At 69.6% G+C, this 17872-nt stretch carries 17 protein-coding genes and 1 pseudogene; 8 read left to right on the top strand and 10 right to left on the bottom strand.

The window, feature by feature from the left end; genetic code table 11:
• Window positions 1-194 precede the first annotated feature (194 nt).
• The gene (locus tag ACZ7DY_RS34825; RefSeq protein ID WP_471142803.1) at window positions 195-1145 is read right to left on the bottom strand and encodes a hypothetical protein; all 951 of its coding nucleotides are present in this window, start codon (window positions 1143-1145) and stop codon (window positions 195-197) included.
• Window positions 1145-1579 carry a peptidase inhibitor family I36 protein gene (locus tag ACZ7DY_RS34820; protein ID WP_471142801.1) on the bottom strand — a complete coding sequence of 145 codons (435 nt, stop codon included), beginning with the start codon at window positions 1577-1579 and terminating at the stop codon, window positions 1145-1147. Before ACZ7DY_RS34820 ends, ACZ7DY_RS34825 begins: the two co-directional genes overlap by 1 nt.
• A 429-nt stretch (window positions 1580-2008) precedes the next feature.
• On the opposite strand from ACZ7DY_RS34820, the gene ACZ7DY_RS34815 reads away from it, so the two are divergent.
• The 4 genes from ACZ7DY_RS34815 to ACZ7DY_RS34800 all read left to right on the top strand — a co-directional run bounded on the left by ACZ7DY_RS34815 (window position 2009) and on the right by ACZ7DY_RS34800 (window position 5429).
• Complete coding sequence (locus tag ACZ7DY_RS34815) at window positions 2009-2929, top strand: ArsR/SmtB family transcription factor (protein ID WP_471142798.1); 921 nt, start codon at window positions 2009-2011, stop codon at window positions 2927-2929.
• A gap of 240 nt (window positions 2930-3169) precedes the next feature.
• Window positions 3170-3961, top strand: coding sequence for a CoA transferase subunit A (locus ACZ7DY_RS34810; protein WP_471142795.1), 792 nt, complete (start codon window positions 3170-3172; stop codon window positions 3959-3961).
• A 1-nt stretch (window position 3962) separates the two neighbouring features.
• Entirely contained in the window at window positions 3963-4622 is a 660-nt protein-coding gene (locus ACZ7DY_RS34805) for a CoA transferase subunit B (RefSeq protein ID WP_471142794.1), read from the top strand.
• 267 nt (window positions 4623-4889) lie between these two features.
• Window positions 4890-5429, top strand: coding sequence for an NUDIX hydrolase (locus ACZ7DY_RS34800; RefSeq protein ID WP_471142998.1), 540 nt, complete (start codon window positions 4890-4892; stop codon window positions 5427-5429).
• Between the two features lie 496 nt (window positions 5430-5925).
• Here the strand turns inward: ACZ7DY_RS34800 and ACZ7DY_RS34795 are convergent, their stop codons facing one another.
• Both ACZ7DY_RS34795 and ACZ7DY_RS34790 read right to left on the bottom strand, forming a co-directional pair.
• The gene (locus ACZ7DY_RS34795; protein WP_471142791.1) at window positions 5926-7035 is read right to left on the bottom strand and encodes a hypothetical protein; all 1110 of its coding nucleotides are present in this window, start codon (window positions 7033-7035) and stop codon (window positions 5926-5928) included.
• A 2-nt stretch (window positions 7036-7037) separates the two neighbouring features.
• Entirely contained in the window at window positions 7038-8114 is a 1077-nt protein-coding gene (locus ACZ7DY_RS34790; RefSeq protein WP_471142789.1) for a hypothetical protein, read from the bottom strand.
• Between the two features lie 268 nt (window positions 8115-8382).
• On the opposite strand from ACZ7DY_RS34790, the gene ACZ7DY_RS34785 reads away from it, so the two are divergent.
• Together ACZ7DY_RS34785 and rph are read left to right on the top strand one after the other, a co-directional pair.
• On the top strand, window positions 8383-8958 hold the full coding sequence (locus ACZ7DY_RS34785) for a dihydrofolate reductase family protein (RefSeq protein WP_471142787.1): 576 nt from the start codon (window positions 8383-8385) through the stop codon (window positions 8956-8958).
• A gap of 165 nt (window positions 8959-9123) precedes the next feature.
• On the top strand, window positions 9124-11760 hold the full coding sequence (gene rph / locus ACZ7DY_RS34780; protein WP_471142785.1) for a rifamycin-inactivating phosphotransferase: 2637 nt from the start codon (window positions 9124-9126) through the stop codon (window positions 11758-11760).
• Between the two features lie 72 nt (window positions 11761-11832).
• On the opposite strand, the gene ACZ7DY_RS34775 is transcribed toward rph, so the two are convergent.
• The 4 genes from ACZ7DY_RS34775 to ACZ7DY_RS34760 form a co-directional block, all read right to left on the bottom strand.
• Window positions 11833-12756: an alpha/beta fold hydrolase gene (locus tag ACZ7DY_RS34775; RefSeq protein ID WP_471142783.1), complete on the bottom strand. Its 924-nt coding sequence runs from the start codon at window positions 12754-12756 to the stop codon at window positions 11833-11835.
• Window positions 12757-12917: 161 nt separating this feature from the next.
• Window positions 12918-13337, bottom strand: coding sequence for a TOBE domain-containing protein (locus tag ACZ7DY_RS34770; protein WP_471142781.1), 420 nt, complete (start codon window positions 13335-13337; stop codon window positions 12918-12920).
• Between the two features lie 175 nt (window positions 13338-13512).
• Window positions 13513-13713, bottom strand: coding sequence for a hypothetical protein (locus tag ACZ7DY_RS34765; protein WP_471142994.1), 201 nt, complete (start codon window positions 13711-13713; stop codon window positions 13513-13515).
• Window positions 13714-13720: 7 nt separating this feature from the next.
• Window positions 13721-13951: a hypothetical protein gene (locus ACZ7DY_RS34760; RefSeq protein WP_471142778.1), complete on the bottom strand. Its 231-nt coding sequence runs from the start codon at window positions 13949-13951 to the stop codon at window positions 13721-13723.
• Between the two features lie 29 nt (window positions 13952-13980).
• On the opposite strand from ACZ7DY_RS34760, the gene ACZ7DY_RS34755 reads away from it, so the two are divergent.
• Both ACZ7DY_RS34755 and ACZ7DY_RS34750 read left to right on the top strand, forming a co-directional pair.
• Window positions 13981-14877: a sigma-70 family RNA polymerase sigma factor gene (locus ACZ7DY_RS34755; RefSeq protein ID WP_471142775.1), complete on the top strand. Its 897-nt coding sequence runs from the start codon at window positions 13981-13983 to the stop codon at window positions 14875-14877.
• A 232-nt stretch (window positions 14878-15109) separates the two neighbouring features.
• Window positions 15110-15715: a peptidase inhibitor family I36 protein gene (locus ACZ7DY_RS34750; protein ID WP_471142773.1), complete on the top strand. Its 606-nt coding sequence runs from the start codon at window positions 15110-15112 to the stop codon at window positions 15713-15715.
• A 201-nt stretch (window positions 15716-15916) separates the two neighbouring features.
• On the opposite strand, the gene ACZ7DY_RS34745 is transcribed toward ACZ7DY_RS34750, so the two are convergent.
• Window positions 15917-16609 (bottom strand): response regulator, encoded by a 693-nt coding sequence (locus ACZ7DY_RS34745; protein ID WP_471142772.1) that lies wholly within the window; start codon window positions 16607-16609, stop codon window positions 15917-15919.
• A pseudogene (locus ACZ7DY_RS34740) lies at window positions 16606-17825 on the bottom strand (sensor histidine kinase). Before ACZ7DY_RS34740 ends, ACZ7DY_RS34745 begins: the two are co-directional and overlap by 4 nt.
• Window positions 17826-17872 lie beyond the last annotated feature (47 nt).

The raw sequence follows: 17872 nt of genomic DNA, 5'->3' as shown, positions 1-17872 counted from the left end.
GGGGAAGGTGCCCACCACGGAGTCGGTGTGGGTGCCGCCCTCGACGCGGTAGGAGCGGTGCAGCCCGCCGGCCTGCGGATCTACCGCGAAGAGATCCGCAGCGCCCCCGTACCGGCGTGCCCCATGCCACGCCGTCCGTGAATCTCTTGGTCAGGTGCTCTCGTAGGCCCCGCTACCGCGGGTCCGGGTCCGGGTCAACGGTCGAGGGTCGCCTCCGCCCGTTTCAGCGCTTCGCTCTGGTAACCCGCCAGCTCGGCCAAGGTTGCCTGGTCCTTCCTCGGGAGAGTGGCGATGAGTGCGTGTCGCACCCGTACAGCTGCTCCGGGGAGATCGGCCTCGATGGCGCATTCTCCGTCGGCCACGGCGACTTCCTTCTCGCGCTTCCGGAATTCTTCCTTCGACGCCCGCTTGTTGTGCTTGTTCTTCAGGAAGCGCCGAGTGAGGGAGTCTTGTGCCTCCTCCGGAGTTCGGTACGCGTACCCGCGTTTCGCCATGCACGAATGCCAGGCGGACATCGCGGCTGTGTACTCCCGGGCTCTGGGCACCTTGGCGTCGAGGCGGCCGTTGAGGGCTTCCGGCGTGTAGTACATGCGGGCCCACACCGTGACGTCACCGGTCAGCTCGCGGCGGGCCTCGGCGTCGCAGCCCTGCCGACGTACGCGTACGGTCCCGGTGCCCGTCGAGACGTCGACGTCGCCGGAATCCGCGGGGCCGGAGAAGGCCAGGTCGAAGGAGCGCTTCCGGGCCGGTGACAGGTCGGTGTAATACGGGGCCGGTGGCGGCCCCGACTGCCGGGGGGTGGTGGCGATGGCGTAGCCGTGCCTCCTACGACCCGGGAGGTCAACGACCGCGGTGGTGTCATCGAGCGACGTGGGGAGCGGGGCCCGTTTTGCCGGGTAGGCGAAGCCCTTGTCCTTCATGCACCGGTGGACGAGCTTGTTGACCGCTGTGTCCAGGGTCTGCTGGGCTCGCGGCCACGTCCCCGACCGGGTCACCATGTCGAGTGCCTCGGGACTCAACCGCCCGCTGAACGCGGGCGGCTTCGGCAGCGGCGTCGCCGCGGTGTCCGGCTGCGCCGAGGCGCAGCCGGACACCGCGGCAAGGGCCGCCATGGTGAGCCACAGCACCCTTGGGGGACGCCTCATCACTTCGGCGTGCACCAGTGGTTGGAGCTGATCTGGTCGTTGAACGCCGGGTCGTTGTATCCCACCGGCGGCGCCGCCCCGAAGTCGGGAACCTGGTCGTTCCTGCCCAGGCTGTGATAGCGGCCCTGGTAGTCGGCGTCCGTCCAGTAGTAGACCGTGCACTCCCTTCCACGGTTGGCGATGGAACTGATGCAGTCGTTCCAGGTGCCGCTCCTGCACTGACTCTGCGCGAAACGCGTGAAGTTGCGGTTGTCGCCCGCGACGTGGCCCCGGGCCCCGCCGTAGTTGCTGTTCACCCAGAAGCACGTGTCTCCGGCCGCACAGGTGATGAGCGGCTGCGCGTTTTCGTCCGAGTTCGCTGTGGCGGGCGCTGCGGTGAGACCACCGAGCACCAATAGCGTGGATCCTGCGGCTGCGGCAAGTGTCTTTCGCATGGCTGTCCTCTCTTTTCTGTGGAGGTGTGGAGGCGTGGAGGCTTGGCGTTGTGGAGGCGTGGAATTGTGCTGCACGCTTTGCTGCTCGGTGTTGTCGAGGGCAGGGTCGTGTTGGCGCGTGGTGCCTGCGTGGTGCGTGGTGCGTGCGGAGGCCTGAGCGACGAGCCCAGGGCCTGGATCCGGTATCACGGCGGCTCTTTCGTGCCCACAAACTGGCTGGGCAGCCCCTTTTGACATGGCGGGGCCACCGAGAACATCGGTCGTGTTCGTGCGCTCCATGCTCGCCACTGCCTATCGGAGGCTGCGATGGTTTCGGTTGTGGCCGAACTGTCCCTGGGGGAAAGGCAGTTGAAAGCGGCGCTACCCGTTTGACCAATGGGGGGAGGACGTTTGCTGCGGCTGCACTTCACTGCCGAAGATCTGCTACGAGTGACATTCGCGGCCGATCCCGCGCCGCTGATGGAACTGGGCTTCGCCGTGGCGTTGCTCCAGCGAGGGGCGGTTGCACAGTTCGCGCGCTGGCAACGGAAGACGCGGGAGGTCTTTCCCCAGGAGGCGGCCGCCCTGTTCGGTCTGGTGCCTCCCACGGCGCGAGGCCCGATGTTCCTCGACCCACTCAGCAAAGGGCTCGAGGAGGGGCTCCACCGGATCCGGGCGACGCCCCCCGCCCGCGTGCGGGCCGAACTCGACCGGGTGTGCCCCACGCACCGGCCGGTCACCCCATGGATCAAGGATCTCGCCGCTCAGGAGCGGGAGGCCTGGCAGACCCTCGAACAGTCCCTGCGTACGGCCCACTCAGCGCTGATCAACGAGTCCTGGAGCCGTATCGAGGCCGGCTTTCAGGCTGAACGCGCCTGGCGTACCCGGCTTCTGGCCAGAGATGGCATCCGTACGACACTGGCCGGACTCGTGGGTGGCGGCAGATGGGAAGGAACGACGCTCGTCTTCCCCCGGCCCGATGACGCCGAGGTCGCCCTGGCGGGTCACGGAGTGGTGCTCCTGCCGTCCGTCCTGTGGTCCAGGCCGATGGTGGCTCTGTACGACGACGCGCCCAGCATCCTGATCTACCCGGGCGTCACCGCGCTCCCGTTGCTGGAAGAGGCCCCCGCCGATCCCCTGGGCGTCCTGCTGGGCCGGACGCGGGCAGCGATCCTGGACCTTCTCCCGCGTGCACACAGTACGTCGGACATCGCCAAGGAGCTGGGCATCAGCAAGTCCTCAGCCTCTGAGCACACCAAGACCCTTCGGGACGCACGCCTCATCGTCACCCAGCGCGACGGCAAGGCCGTCTGGCACTCCTGCACACCGCTCGGCCTGGAACTGCTGCGGGGAGCAGGCACCGCCGGGTAGGCATGGGCGCTGATGACATTCATACGACCCGCATATGTGCCCCAGCCCCAGGCAGCACCGGCGGACGGGTGTTTTGCGGAATCTAGCGATCTCCTGCGTGGCTGCGTGTGACCGCCATACGTGGGGCTCTCGGTGTGTGAGCAAGAGCCATGGTGAAAGGCGGTCCGGGATTTCTAGGCTCAGCGCCGACTCGGTCGAGCGGCAGCACTGCCGAAGGCATCACTGACGAAGAGAGGTCGCATGGGTCTGGACAAGACGGTCGCGGACGTCGCCCAAGCGGTGATAGGCATCCCCGACGGGGCGTCACTCGCCGTCGGCGGATTCGGTCTGTGCGGCATACCGAGCGCATTGATCGACGCGCTGCTGAACGAGGGCGCCTCCGGACTGCGGATCGTCTCCAACAACTGCGGCGTGGACGACTGGGGACTCGGCCTGCTCCTGCGGGCGGGCCGGATCGCCCGGATGACCAGCTCGTACGTGGGAGAGAACAAGGAATTCGCCCGGCAGTACCTCAGCGGGGAGCTGGAGGTGGAGCTGGTGCCCCAGGGGACCCTCGCCGAGCGGCTGCGGGCCGGCGGCGCGGGCATCCCCGCCTTCTACACCCCGGCCGGCGCCGGCACCCAGATCGCCCAGGGCGGCCTGCCCTGGCGCCACGGGCCGGACGGCGCCGTCACCGTGGCGTCCCCGCCCAAGGAGAGCCGTGTCTTCGCCGGCGTTGAGTACCTGTTGGAAGAGAGCATCACCACCGACTACGCGCTGGTGCACGCCACCCTCGGTGACCGCCACGGCAACCTGGTCTTCCGCTCCTCCGCCCGTAACTTCAACCCGCTGGTGGCGATGGCCGGCAAGGTCACGATCGCCGAGGTCGAGCATCTGGTCGAGCCCGGCGAACTGGACCCGGACGAGGTGCAGTTGCCCGGCGTGTTCGTCCAGAGCGTGGTGCGCGTCGACCCCGCCGACCCCACCGCCGAGCGGCGGATCGAACGCCGTACCGTCCGTACCGCCCGTACCCAGCAGGAAGCCGGTGCCTGACATGGCCCTCACCCGTGAGCAGATGGCCGCCCGGGCCGCCCGCGAACTGACCGACGGTTCGTACGTCAATCTCGGCATCGGCCTGCCCACCCTCATCCCCAACCACCTGCCGCCCGGGGTGGAAGTGGTCCTCCAGTCGGAGAACGGCATCCTCGGCGTCGGGCCGTACCCGACCGAGGACGAGATCGACGGCGACCTGATCAACGCGGGCAAGGAAACGGTGACCACGCTGCCGGGTGCCTCGTTCTTCGACTCCGCGCTCTCCTTCGGCATGATCCGCGGTGGTCACATCGACGCCGCCGTCCTCGGCGCCATGCAGGTCTCCGCCACCGGCGACCTCGCCAACTGGATGATCCCGGGCAAGATGGTCAAGGGCATGGGCGGCGCGATGGACCTGGTGCACGGAGCCCGGCGGGTCATCGTCCTCATGGAGCACACGGCCAAGGACGGCAGCCCCAAGCTGGTCGAGGAGTGCACCCTGCCGCTCACCGGCCGCGGTGTGGTCCAGCGCGTCATCACCGACATCGCCGTCCTCGACGTCACACCCGAGGGATTCCGGCTGGCGGAGCTCGCCCCCGGTGTGACGGTCCAGTCCGTAGAGGCGGCGACGGCCGCCAAGCTGATCGTGCCCGCTCGGCTCATGGCATCGACTGCCGCCTGAGCACTGATCGTGTCGGCAGGATCCTTCATTCTCCTGGCGCGACTGCGGACTCGTGGCAACTCCAAAGCGTTGGTTGATCTTCGTGACGACACTCCCCCGGCTCCTGGGAACGGTCAACGCTCAACTGGCCAGCAACATCCACCCCAGTGATCTGCGGAATGCGCCTTAGGCACGCCGGGGGCGAGGAAGCCCCAAATCGATCTCGGCAGGGTAGATGGCTGATGGTGGGCTCGGGTTCTGGAACTCTCCGAATGCCCTGCCGTGGACATGATCGACAGCGGTGTTCGACGCTGGCAGGCTGGCCTGATGCGGATACCCAGAGGAGCAGCCAGAGTCGCAGTCCTGGACCCGGCGGGGTCGGTCTTCATGTTCCGGTATGACAACGAGGAAGTCGGCGTCCACTGGGCGATGCCCGGCGGCGGACTGGACCCGGGTGAATCGCCGCTTCAGGCCGCTGAGCGCGAGCTGCGCGAGGAGACGGGATGGACCGACATCGAGATCGACGGCACCCTGCTGTGTCTGTGGGAACACGACTTCACCAGGGCAGGGGTGCCGGTTCGCCAGCACGAGCACATCTTCCTCGCGCATGGTCCTCGCCGTGATCCAGTCGGCGACCTTGCTGCTTCGCATGCCGCAGACAAGATCCTGTGGTGGCGATGGTGGTCGCCAGCTGATCTGTCGGGTGACGGTGAGCCGTTGTGGCCGCCGCAGCTGCCCGAACTGCTCGCCGATGTGCGGAAAGCCGGTGCACCGGCGACTCCCGTCGACCTTGGTTTCGTCCGGAACGGGTTCGTCGGCGGGAGCTGATCCGGGAAACGGGTCTCAGGAGCTGTCCGGCGGCTGACCTCGGCTGTGTAGGCGCCCCAGTCTCCGGCGGCGGCTCGCTGCCATGTGACGGCGACGGTGATGTCGATGCCGAGGGGGCGGGCGAGGACCGCGGCAGGCAGTTCGGTGGCGAGCTGGAACAGGGCGGTTGAGCGGGTCTCGGCGAGCCGGAGCCGAGTTTGCGGAGTCGCTCGCCCATGGCCCAGACGTTGATCGGGCGGCCGGGCTGGCCGCCGGGGAAGAGCCAGGGTGAGGCTGTCCGGGCGAGGGCGGCATGGCTCCGGCGAACCCCAGGGGCCCGGGCAAGCACGACACCGCGCTGCCTGCCCCGCCCGAACCAGGCACCGCCGTCAGCTCGGACAAGCCGGTCGAGCCAGCCGGCCTCTTCGCCACCGGACGCCCCCGAGGCCCACGCAGGCAAGAGCCGTCTGGCCCACGAGAAGCGCTCGGAGTCCGGTCCAGGGCTTCGGGGCCCGACTCAGCCGTACCGCAGGATGCGTGGGGCGAACGTGCCCCCGGGGCCGTCCGCGCGGCCCACCGACCACACCGTCTCCGAGCCCGGTACCGGCGCGAGCCGCAGTACCGCGGAGTCGCCTTCCCCGGCCACCGCCGGCTCGCTGTACTCGGTGAACGACTGGCCGTTCCAGGAAAGGAAGTCCGGGCCGGGCACGAGGGGCGGATAGCTGCCAGGCGGGCCCCACTTCTGCGAGCGGGCCACCGAGACCCAGGCGAGTCCTCCCGTCGGGCCGGGCGTCAGCGAGGTGACGGAGCCGAAGTCGGTGGGCACGGTCACCTTGCTCCACGTCTCTCCGTCCCAGCGGACCAGGAGCGGCGGAATCGGCTTGCCCACCGGCCCGCCGACGAAGCCCGCCGTGCCGCCCGCCCACACCTCCGTCGGCGAGACGGCCAGCACACTGCCCACGGCCGACCGCGGGAAGCCGTCCACGATCGTCTGCGTCCACTCCTTGCCGTTCCAATGCGACACGACCGCACCGGAGTTGGTGTCACCCGCGGCCCAGACGTCGTCGGCCGCCTTGATGTGCAGGCCGTACACCGATCCCGGCGGCACCGGTACGTCCTCCCAGCCGCGGCCGTCCCTGCGCAGCAGCACCTGCGCGCCGTCCCGTGAACCGATCAGCCACGCCTCACCGGCGCCCGCGACGACTTTGGTCAGCAGGACACCGCGCGGCGACCGGCTCTCGGACCAGGCGCTGCCGTCGTGGCGCAGCAGGTGGGCGCCGCCCGCCGAGTCGCGGCCGACGGCCCAGACCGCGGTGGGCGAGGTCGCGGCGACGGACAGCAGGTCTCCCTGCCAGCGGATGCCCGGCAGACCCTGGCGCTGCCATGCGGTCCCGTCCCAGCGCAGCACCAGCGGGAAGCCCGGCGCCTCGCGGCCGACGGCGTCGCTGCCCACGGCCCAGGCCAGGTCCGGCCCGAAGGCCACGGCCTCGTTCAGACCGGCCTGGGGGCGCACCTCGGAGGGAACCGGCACGTGCTGCCAGGACCCGGCTTCGGCCGCCGCGGAGGTGACGACGGCCATGAGGGTCAGGGCGACGGCGAGGGCCGCGGCGAAAAGTCTGCGTGCCATGGTCAGCCTCCCAGCCGCTCGCTCATGAGGTTCGGTTTCGAGCCGTAGATCTCGACGGTCCCGAAGGACAGCAGTGAGGAGCCGGTCCTGGCCAGCGCACGCGGTTTGACGTCGATCGCGTTCGTGCGCTCCGGACCGTACGAGAAGGTGGTGCGTTTGCCGTCCACGCGCGCGTACTTCGACTGGAACGCGTGGTCGCTGCGCATCGGGAGCCACAGCGCGCCGTCGGGGCCGCGCACCATGCCCTCGGTGTAGGTGTCGCCCAGGGGCGGGTAAGTGGTGTGCCAGGTCTGTCCGTTCCAGGTCATGAGGTAGGTGCGGGCGGCGCCATTGGTGTACTGGCTGCCGCCGATGGTGGCCCGGCCGGACGGTTCGAGCAGGATCGTGTGCACGTTGCTGTTCGGCGGCAGCGGCACCTTCGCATCCCGCCACGCCGTGCCGTCCCAACGCAGGATGGCGGCACCGGTGTTGGTGTCCGCCCAGGCCCAGGCGTCGTCGGCGGAGCGCGCCGTGATCCCCATCAGATACAGCACGCCCTCCGGGGTGGTCTGCGCGGTCCAACGGGAACCGTCGTAGTGCAGCACCTTCAGCCCGGTGTCGTCCTCCCCGACCACCCAGGCGGCACCCGGTACGGCGGTGAAGTCCTGGTACGTCCACAGCGTCCGCGGCAGTGGAACGGTGCTCCAGCCGCCTGCCGACCGGCGCAGGATCTCCCCCTCCCCCGCGCGGTTGTGGAAGATCCACACTTCGTTGCCGACGAACTGCACCTTGCCGAGCCAGCCCGGTTCACCCGCGCCGGGGAACGTCGTGTCCCGGCTCCATGCCGTGCCGTCCCACCGGTACAGGATCGGCCGCATGGTGTCGACGGCGTTCTCGTAACCGGTGGCCCAGGCCTCGCCCGGACCGCGCGCCGCGAGATCGTGGACGGTCACCGGCGAGGCCGCGGCCGGCACCGGCAGCGCGGACCACTTCGGCGTCACGGCCACGGTCGTCCCGGCTGCGTTCGCGGCCGCCGTCGGTGACACCACCGCGACGCACGCGATCAGAAAGCAGATGATGGTCGCACGGAGACCGTTCACAGGACCTCCCCAGAATGCGAAGGCCGCTCAGCCTATTGCGTACACCCACCCATGAATAGACGTGAACAGACATGAACAGCCGACACTCGGCCGATCAAGTGTCCCTCCCTGATGTCTGACCGCCGGGCGATGAGTTTCGGATGCGTACCGGGTCTATGAATGTGCCAGGTCCGTGAATGTGCCTGGTCCGGGAATGTGCCGGGCCTTCGAATGCGAGGGCCCCAGTTCCGCATACGCCGTTCGATCAACCGCACTCAAGGAGAGCGACATGACCGCCACCTATACGTTCGACATTTTTTCCAGTCTTGACGGCTATGGCGCCGCGAGCGGGGGTTGGACCGGCTATTGGGGGAAGCAGGGCCCCGAGCTGCTCGACCATCGCCTCTCCTTGTACAGGGCGGATCAGCGCATGGTCTTCGGCGCCAACACGTACCGGCTGTTCGCACAGATGCTGGCCGAGAGCACCGAGGAGTCCGACGTGCGCGATCCCTGGGTCACGCGGATGAGGAACCTGCCCGCGACCGTGGTGTCGACGACGCTGGAGGGCCCGCTCGACTGGCCGGACGCGACCGTCGTCAGCGGAGACGCCGTCGATGTCGTCGCCAGGCTCAAGGAGGAGTCCGATGTGCCGTTGCGCTCGCACGGCAGCCTGGCGATGAACCGCGCGCTGATGGCCGCCGGCCTGGTCGACCGTTTGCAGGTGACGCTCTTCCCCGTCGTCACCGGTCAGACGGGCCTGGACCCCGTCTTCCGGGGCGCCGCCGACTTCGACCTGGAACTGCTCGAGCAGCGCACGCTCGACGGTCACATCCAGGAGCTCATCTACCGGCCCCGCCTCCACTGACCCGCGGAGACGCGGGCACGCCGACACAGCCTCCGGGGGTGGGCAAAAAACAAAGGCAAGGAGATTCGCTCTCCTTGCCACTCTCAAGTTATAGCGCGATGGGGGGCTTGCCGCAAGGCCCCGGTCACGGCGCACAATCATCGGCCGAAGCCACAACCTGCGGAAATGGAGCGCTACGTGCGGGTGAGCGAGCAGTACGTGTTGGACCTCCGGGACATCGACGAGACCCGGCTCCCGGTCGTGGGCGGTAAGGGTGCGCACCTGGGCAAGCTGTCCCGGATCGAAGGCGTCCGGGTGCCGGAGGGCTTCTGCGTGACCACGGACGCCTTCCGGCGGGTCATGGCGGAGGGGCCGGCGATCGACGGCCGGCTGGACGAGCGGCTCGACGAGCTGTCGCGCCTGAGCCCGGAGGACGCGGAGGGCCGGGAGGCGATCCGTACGCTCAGCGCGGAGATCCGCCGGACCATCGAAGAGATCCCCGTCCCGGACGACCTCGCGGCGGCGATCACCCACGCGCTCGCCCCGCTGGGCGAGCGGACCCCCTGCGCCGTCCGTTCCAGCGCGACGGCCGAGGACCTGCCGACAGCCTCCTTCGCCGGCCAGCAGGACACGTACCTGAACGTCATCGGGCCCGCGGCGATCCTCCGGCACATCAGCCGGTGCTGGGCCTCGCTGTTCACCGAGCGGGCCGTGACCTACCGGCAGCGGAACGGCATCGACCACCGGACGGTCCACATGGCCGTGGTCGTGCAGCGGATGGTGTTCTCCGACGCCGCCGGCATCCTGTTCACCGCCGACCCCGTCTCGGGCAACCGGCACGTCGCCACCGTGGACGCCGGCTTCGGTCTCGGCGAGGCTCTGGTCTCCGGCCTCGTGAACCCGGACGTCTTCAAGGTGCGGGACGGCGCGGTCGTCGCCAGGACCATCTCCGCGAAACAGCGTGCCGTGCGCGCCCTGCCGGACGGCGGCACGCGGGAGGTGACGATCGACCCGCGGCAGCAGGAGCAGCCGGCGCTGACCGACGCGCAGGTCCTGGAGCTCGTACGGCTCGGGCGTCGGATCGAGGCTCACTTCGGCCGCCCGCAGGACATCGAGTGGTGCCTGGCCGAGGACGGCTTCCAGATCGTCCAGAGCCGGCCGATCACCACGCTTTTCCCCGTACCCGACGCCGATGACCAGGAGAATCACGTCTACGTCTCCGTCGGCCACCAGCAGATGATGACCGACCCCATGAAGCCCCTGGGGCTCTCCATGTGGCAGCTGACGGCCATGGTCCCGATGCACGAGGCCGGCGGGAGGCTGTTCGTCGACGTCACCCGGCGTCTGGCCTCACCCACGAGCCGCGCGGGCCTCCTGGACGTCATCGGCAGAGGAGATCCGCTGACGGGTGACGCGCTGGAGACCGTCCTCGAACGCGGCGACTTCGTCCCCTCGCTCCCGGACGAGGCTCCCGCCGGACCACCGCCGGGTGGCGCGCCCGCCGCAACCGACGCGGACCCGGCCATCGTCGCCGAACTGATCGAGCGCAGCCGGGCGTCCGTCGCCGCACTGGAGCGTGACGTCCGGACCAAGACGGGACCGGCGCTCTTCGACTTCTTGCTGGAGGCCTTCGAGGAGCACAAGAGGGTCCTGTCCGACCCGGTGAACTTCCGGGCGATCATGGCGGGGATGGAGGCCACGTGGTGGCTCAACGACAAGCTGCAGGAGTGGCTGGGCGAGAAGAACGCCGCTGACACGCTCACACTGTCCGCCCCCGACAACATCACCTCCGAGATGGGCTTGGCGCTGCTCGACGTCGCCGACGTGATCCGCCCGTATCCGGAGGTCGTGGCGTTCCTCCAGGGCGTCCAAGACGATGGTTTTCTGGACGAGTTGGCGAAGTTCACGGGTGGAGGCGAGGCGCGTGACGCCATCGAGGCCTACCTCGACCGGTACGGCATGCGCTGCGCCGGCGAGATCGACATCACCAGGCCACGCTGGCGCGAGCGCCCCTCGACGCTCGTGCCCGCCATCCTCGACAACGTCAGGAACTTCGGCCCCGGCGCCGCGAAGCGCCGTTTCGAAGAGGGGCGACAGAAGGCCCTGGAGAAGGAGCGGGACGTGCTGTCCCGCTTGCGGGCCCTGCCGGACGGGGACCGGCGAGCCGACGAGACGAAGCAGATGATCGACCAGGTCAGAGCCTTCATCGGATACCGGGAGTACCCGAAGTACGGCATCATCAGTCGCTACTTCGTCTACAAGCAGGCCCTCATGGGAGAGGCCGCGCGTCTCGTGCAGGCCGGTGTGCTGTCGGACGCGGAGGACATCTTCTACCTGACCTTCCAGGAACTGCACGACGTCGTCCGCTCGCACCAGCTGGACAGCGGGCTGATCCGGCGGCGCGAGGAGGCGTTCCGGTCGTACCGAGCGCTCACACCGCCCCGGGTGCTCACCTCGGAGGGCGAGGCCATCACCGGGTCGTACCGGCGGGACGACGTCCCCGCCGGCGCGCTGACCGGCCTGCCGGTTTCCGCCGGGACCATCGAGGGGAGGGCCCGCGTGATCCTGGACATGGCGGACGCGGATCTCGAGGCGGGCGACATCCTGGTCACGACCTTCACGGACCCCAGCTGGTCGCCGCTGTTCGTGGGGATCGCGGGCCTGGTGACGGAGGTGGGCGGCCTGATGACCCATGGCGCGGTGATCGCCCGGGAGTACGGTTTGCCGGCCGTCGTGGGAGTCGAGCAGGCCACACGACTGATCAGGGACGGCCAACGCATCCGCGTGCACGGAACCGACGGGTACGTCGAGATCCTGTCCTGACCTCCCGTGCCCGTGTCCGTGCCCGTATCTGCCAGGTGGCCACGGCCGGGCGGCTTCCGTTGCCGTGAGGGGTCAGTCGGCCAGCCCGGTCATCCGCCCCGCGGGCGCCGTCCGTGCCGGGCGCTCCGCTGCGGTCCGCCAGAACTCGCGGAGCGCGGCGACGAGTTGCTCGGGGGCCTCTTCGGCGATGTGGTGGCCGGAGTCGATCGGGCCGCCGCTCAGTCCATCGCCCGCCCAGGGGCGCCACACCTCCAGGACATCGTCGTAGAGGTCGACCATGTCGTCACGGGTGGCCCACAAGACGTGCAGCGGGCACCGGATGCGCCGGCCGGATCGCCGGTCGGCGTCATCGTGCTCCCGGTCGATGCCGAGCCCGGCCCGGTAGTCCTCGCACATGGCGTGCACGGTGGCCGGGTCGTGGATGGCGCGCCGGTAGTCCTCGTACGCCTCTGCGCCCATCTGCTCGAGAGTGGCCTTGTACCAGGCATCCGGGTCGGCGCTGATGATGCGCTCGGCGGGTTTGTCGGTCTGACCGAGAAAGAACCAGTGCCACCAACTCGCTGCGAACCCCGCGTCGCACCGCCGCAGCGCCTCGCCGATGGGAACGGCGTCCAGCACGGCGAGGGACGAGACCGCCTCCGGGTGGTCCAGGGTGAGCCGGGTCGCCACGTAGGCCCCGCGGTCGTGGCCGACGACGGCGAACCTCTCGTGCCCCAGACGCCGCATCACGGCGAGGCAGTCCGCCGCCATGGCACGTTTGGAGTACGGGCGGTGCTCGCCGTCGGTCGGCGGCTTGGAGGACTGCCCGTAGCCCCGCAGGTCGGGGCAGACGACGGTGTGACCGGCGGCAACGAGGTGGGGCGCGACGCGGTGCCACGTGGCATGCGTGCGGGGGTGCCCGTGCAGGAGCAGCACCGCAGGGCCGCTGCCGCCGTGACGTACGCGGAGCCGGGCGCCGTCACCGTCGTATTCCTGCAGCTCAAAACCGTCGAACACGTGATCGCTCCCGTCGAGACTCCGCCGCACAGCCGTTCCCGTCGAACGTTCCCGATCACTTGCCCCGGACGGCCGACACCATCCGGTCTCCGGGACGGATACGGAGAGGGGTCAGGTGGGAGTGGGGGTCAGGCAGGAGAAGGGTCAGGTGGAGCCGGGCGTCAGTTGGTGGCGAGGCTGACCTCAGTCGACTTGATCAGCGCGACGACGGAGGAGCCGACGGCCAGATCCAGGTCGACGACGGCGTCCTTGGTGACGACCGACGTGAGGGCTCTGCCCTGTACGTCGATCGTGACGGAGGCCATGGCGCCGCCGACGGCGATGCCGGTGATCGTGCCCGCGAGCTGGTTGCGGATGGAGACGCCCTGGACGGGCCCGGTGGCGAGGGAGACCTCGGTGGACTTCACGAGGATCTTCACCTCGGAGCCGTCGGCGATGCCGAGTTCCTTGACGGACTCGGCGGTGATCGCGGCCGTGAGGTCCTGGCCGCCCGCGAGGCGGACCTTGACGGTCGCCATGGCCTCGCCGGTGGCGACGGACGTGACGGTGCCGGGGATCTGGTTGCGGATGCTCAGGCTCATGGGTGCTGCCTCACGGAGTCGGGGAAACAGGTCGAGAAACAGGTCAGGCAGGGAAACGGATACGGGACGCGGAGGGGTCCGCGTCCCGTCGCGTCCTGAAGCTAATACGTCACCGGGCGCGAGGCCGTGAGACACCCTGACGCTCGTGAGACACCCTGACGCTCCGGCGCGCCCTCTACCCGCGCTTGATCCACTGCCACTTCAGGACCAGTGCGACGAGAGGGACGACCAGCATGGCGAGCAGCCAGAGCCCGACGCTGGCGGGCGAGTAAATGTAGTACTGCCACTTCTCCGGCAGCACCGCGGGAGCCACGACCCCGACGACGAGGGCAGCCCACGTCACCACCAGGACAAAGACGAAGCGAGCCACGATCATCACGACGTCAGCTTGCCAGGCCTCCGTCGTCCGGGTGCGGGCAGGGCTCACCGGTCTTCCTCGCGTCGCTGCAGCGGGCTGCCGCCTCGCCCCAGAGCTCGTCGGTCACGCCCGGCGCGCCGTCCTGGAGCCGGGTGGCGGCCTCGGTGAGCGCGAGCGCCGGGCGCTCCCGGGCGGGACTGAAGACACACGGGCCCTCATCGGTTACCTGAGCCCCTCCGGGCACGTCATCACCCATGACGGAGCGGATCCGAGGAAGGTACCCACATGCACGACACCAGCACGACGGACCCGACGGCCCCGGCGGACCCGACGGCCGAGAGGTTCGAGGCCCAGCGCGACCGGCTGCTCGCGGTCGCCCACCGCATCCTCGGCTCGCGTGCCGACGCCGAGGACGTGGTCCAGGAGGCGTGGCTGCGGTTGTCCCGCCAGGACGCGGCAGCCATCGACAACCTCGCGGGGTGGCTGACCACGGTCGTGGGCCGGATCAGCCTCGACGTCCTGCGCTCGCGCCAGGTCCGCCCTGAGGCGTCCTACGACGACGGTCTGCCCGAAGTCCTGGTGACGCTCGACGACGGGCCCGCGCCGGAAGCGGACGCCGTGCTCGCCGACACCGTGGGACTCGCGCTCCTTGTCGTACTGGATTCACTCCGGCCGAACGAGCGGCTGGCGTTCGTGCTGCACGACCTCTTCGCGGTGCCGTTCGACCAGATCGGCCAGATCCTCGGCAAGTCCACCGCCGCCACCAAGATGCTCGCCAGCCGTGCCCGCAGAAAGGTACAGGGGGCCGAGCGGCGGACCGATGCCGGACAGGAACAGCGGAAGGTCGTCCAGGCGTTCCTGGCGGCGGCGCGCGACGGTGACTTCGAAGAGCTGCTGCGCGTCCTCGACCCCGACGTAAAACTGACCGTCGACACTCCCGACGGCATGGTCGTCGCCCTCGGCGCCACCAAAGTCGCCGCTGGCGCACGCCTGTCCGCGGCCGCGGCCGGCCAGGGGCGCGCGGTACTCGTCGACGGACGCCCCGGGATCATTTCCTGGCGTACGGACGGCACCCCGCTCTCGCTGCTCGCCTTCACCGTCGCCGAAGGCCGGATCACCGAGATCACGGCCGTGACCACCCCCGCCGAGCTCGCTCGGATGGACTTGCCGGAGCCGGGGTGAACCGACTGAACCAACGGGCGCACAGTGTCGGCGGCGGCTCTCCCGGCCAGGGAGGCCGTCGTCCGTTCGCCGTCATCCGTTCGCCGTCATCCGTGGCGCTTACCGCGAAGGTTTACCCCGGCTCAACTCCAGGGTGGACGCGGCGCATTGGCCCCGATGGCAACCTCCTGAGGGCGCCGCAAAAGGGCGGCGCCTTCAGCGCGGGGAACCGCGAAGAAACAGGGGGAAAGACATGGCAGTCACGAAGGGTCGCATCGCCATCGCGGCGGCAAGCGGCGCGCTCATGCTCGTCACGGGCGTGGGCGCCGCCCAGGCGGATTCCGGGGCCTCGGGCGCCACGCGCTTCGCCCAGCAGGCCGACTCGGCGCACCTGACCAGTGCGCAGACCACGGCGCTGCAGGCGGACGTCGACCGCTACGTGAAGAAGATGGGCGGGACCCAGGTCGCGCTCAACAAGATCGACCTCAAGGGCAAGGGCGAAGTCCTCGTCGCCCTGCCGGGCGAGGCCCACCCGCGCGACTTCGCCTCGGGCAACGGCCTGCGCCCCGCCGCCGACCCGTGCCTGGGTGTTCCGGGGGTGTCCGGGAACTTCTGCGCCTACCAGAGGGACAACTTCCAGGGGACCATCATAAAGATGCGCCAGTGCAACACGAAGTACTACGTGTCCACTTGGGGCAGCGGCGGGTCCTGGGTCAACGACCAGACCCGCGACCTGGAGAGCCGGCGGGCCCGGATGTACAGCCCCAACGGCACCCTGGTCTACAAGACACCGCGGGCGTACAGCTCGGACGCCCACGGTGACTGGAACCCCGTCCGCTACGTGATTCCCTGCGGCTAGGACCCGGGGCGCACAGGCAGGTGCGGTCGTCGCGGGACGAGCAGGTGTCGTCCCGCGGCGACCGCGCCGCCATGCCCGGTGCCGGTCACTTGGTGGCGGCCAGGGTCAGAGCGACAGCGCCTTGAGACGCCACTTCCAGTAGTGCTCGAACGGATAGAGCCACCGGAGGAGTCCCCCACCGCCAAGCGGAATCCCCCGCCGTCAGACGGCTCCGCTTCCCACCCGTACGAGCCCCCACTCGTACGCCACGATCACGGCCTGCGCCCGGTCCCGCAGCTCCAGCTTGGCGAACAATCGGTTGATGTGGGTCTTCACGGTGTGATCCGTGATGGTCAGCCGGGCCGCGATCTCCGCGTTGGACAGCCCCCGCGCGATCAGCGTGAGCACCTCCGCCTCGCGCGCCGTGAGCTCCCCCACGGAGTGAACCGGCAGCCGTGACGTGCGCGCATGCACGAACTCACCGATCACCCGCTTGGTGATCTCGGGCGAGAGCAGCGCGTTCCCGGCTGCCACCACCCGTACCGCGTGCAGCAGTTCGGGAAATGTGGCGTCCTTGAGCAGGAAGCCGCCCGCCCCGGCCGCGAGCGCGTCGTACACGTACTCGTCGAGGCCGAAGGTCGTGAGCATCAGCACCTTCGTGGCGCCGCCGGACGCGGCCAGGATCTCGCGGGCCGCCTCGATGCCGTTCTTGTGCGGCATCCGGATGTCGAGGAGCGCGAGATCGGGTCGGGTCTCGGCGGCGACGCGCACCGCCTGCACGCCGTCCTCCGCCTCGCCCACGACCTCGATGTCCTCCTGGGTGTTGAGGAGATTCACGAAGCCGGTGCGGACGACCGCCTGATCGTCGGCCACCAGTGCCCTGATCACACCCGATTCCTTCTCCGTGCCGATCATCCGGTCCCCCAGGGCAGCTCCGCCTCCACCAGGAAGCCTCCGTTCGGGCCCGCGCCCGCGCTGAGCCGACCGCCGACCAGGGCCGCCCGCTCCCGCATCCCGGTCAGGCCGTGGCCCGCGCCGGAGTTGGGGTCGGGGCCAAGAGCGGAGCCGGGGCCGGCGCCGGGACCGTCGTCGTGGATGCGCAGTGTGAGCCGTCGGTCCGCGCCGTAGTCGATCTCCACCAGCGTACGGGCCCCGGGTGCGTGTTTGCGCACGTTGGTCAGCGCCTCCTGGGCAATCCGGTAGGCGGACAGTTCCCACGCGGCGGGCAGCGGCACCCGCTCCCCCGTGACCTTCAGCTCGGCCGTGCCGCCCACCGCCCGGTGCTGCTCGACCAGTTCGGCGAGGTGGTCGAGGGTCGGCTGTGGGGCGGTGGGCGCCGTGTCGCCCTGACCCTGAGGGCTGCGTAGAACACCGAGGAGGCGGCGTAGTTCGGCCATCGAGGAACGGGGGTGCCGGCGATCTGCTGGAAACCCTCACTGGCCTCGGGCGTGAGTCCGGGGGTGGTGTACGTGGCGCTCTCGGCCTGCACCGCGATCATCGACACCGAGTGCGAGACGATGTCGTGGAGTTCGCGGGCGATGGCGGCGCGTTCTGCCTCGGCCGCCTGCTGCCGCTCCATGGCGATCAACTGGGCCTGCGCCAGGCTCCGTTCGTTGCGCGTCTCCTCCCGGGAACGTACCGCGTCGCCCATCATGACGGCCCCGAAGATGACCACGGTCAGCAGGAACGACTCCGTGAACAGGCTGAGGGAACCCTTCTCCCAGAGCGCGGGCACCGGCAGCTCCATCTTCGACCAGGTGTTGATGTGCACCAGGTTCACGCACAGTGCCCCGAGGGCACCGCCCGCGACGGTCAGCGCGGGGTGCAGGACCCGGTGCCGCCCCAGCGTGTAGCAGCCGATCAGCCCGCTCGCCATGATCGAGACGTAGAGGTTGACGTCCCCCGCGAACCCGAGCAGCCCCGCGGCGACCGTGAGCACCGCCACAGGTGGGAACGACCGCCGCCACATCAGGGAGGCGGAGGAGACCAGCACTCCGACGATGGTCGTCACGGATCCGGCAAAGGCGATCAGCTCCGCCACGGCCGCGACGGTCAGGGCACCACCGGTGACCCAGGGGTAGGCGGGCGCGGCGATCCAGGCGTGGAGCCGCTGTTGAAGGGACGTACGCATGCCTTCATGATCCGTGCTCGCGCACATGCGCGCGTCACCGCAGGGGT

It is taken from the genome of Streptomyces sp. NPDC037013 (assembly GCF_055607265.1).
This window is presented reverse-complemented; position numbering and strand designations above follow the sequence as displayed.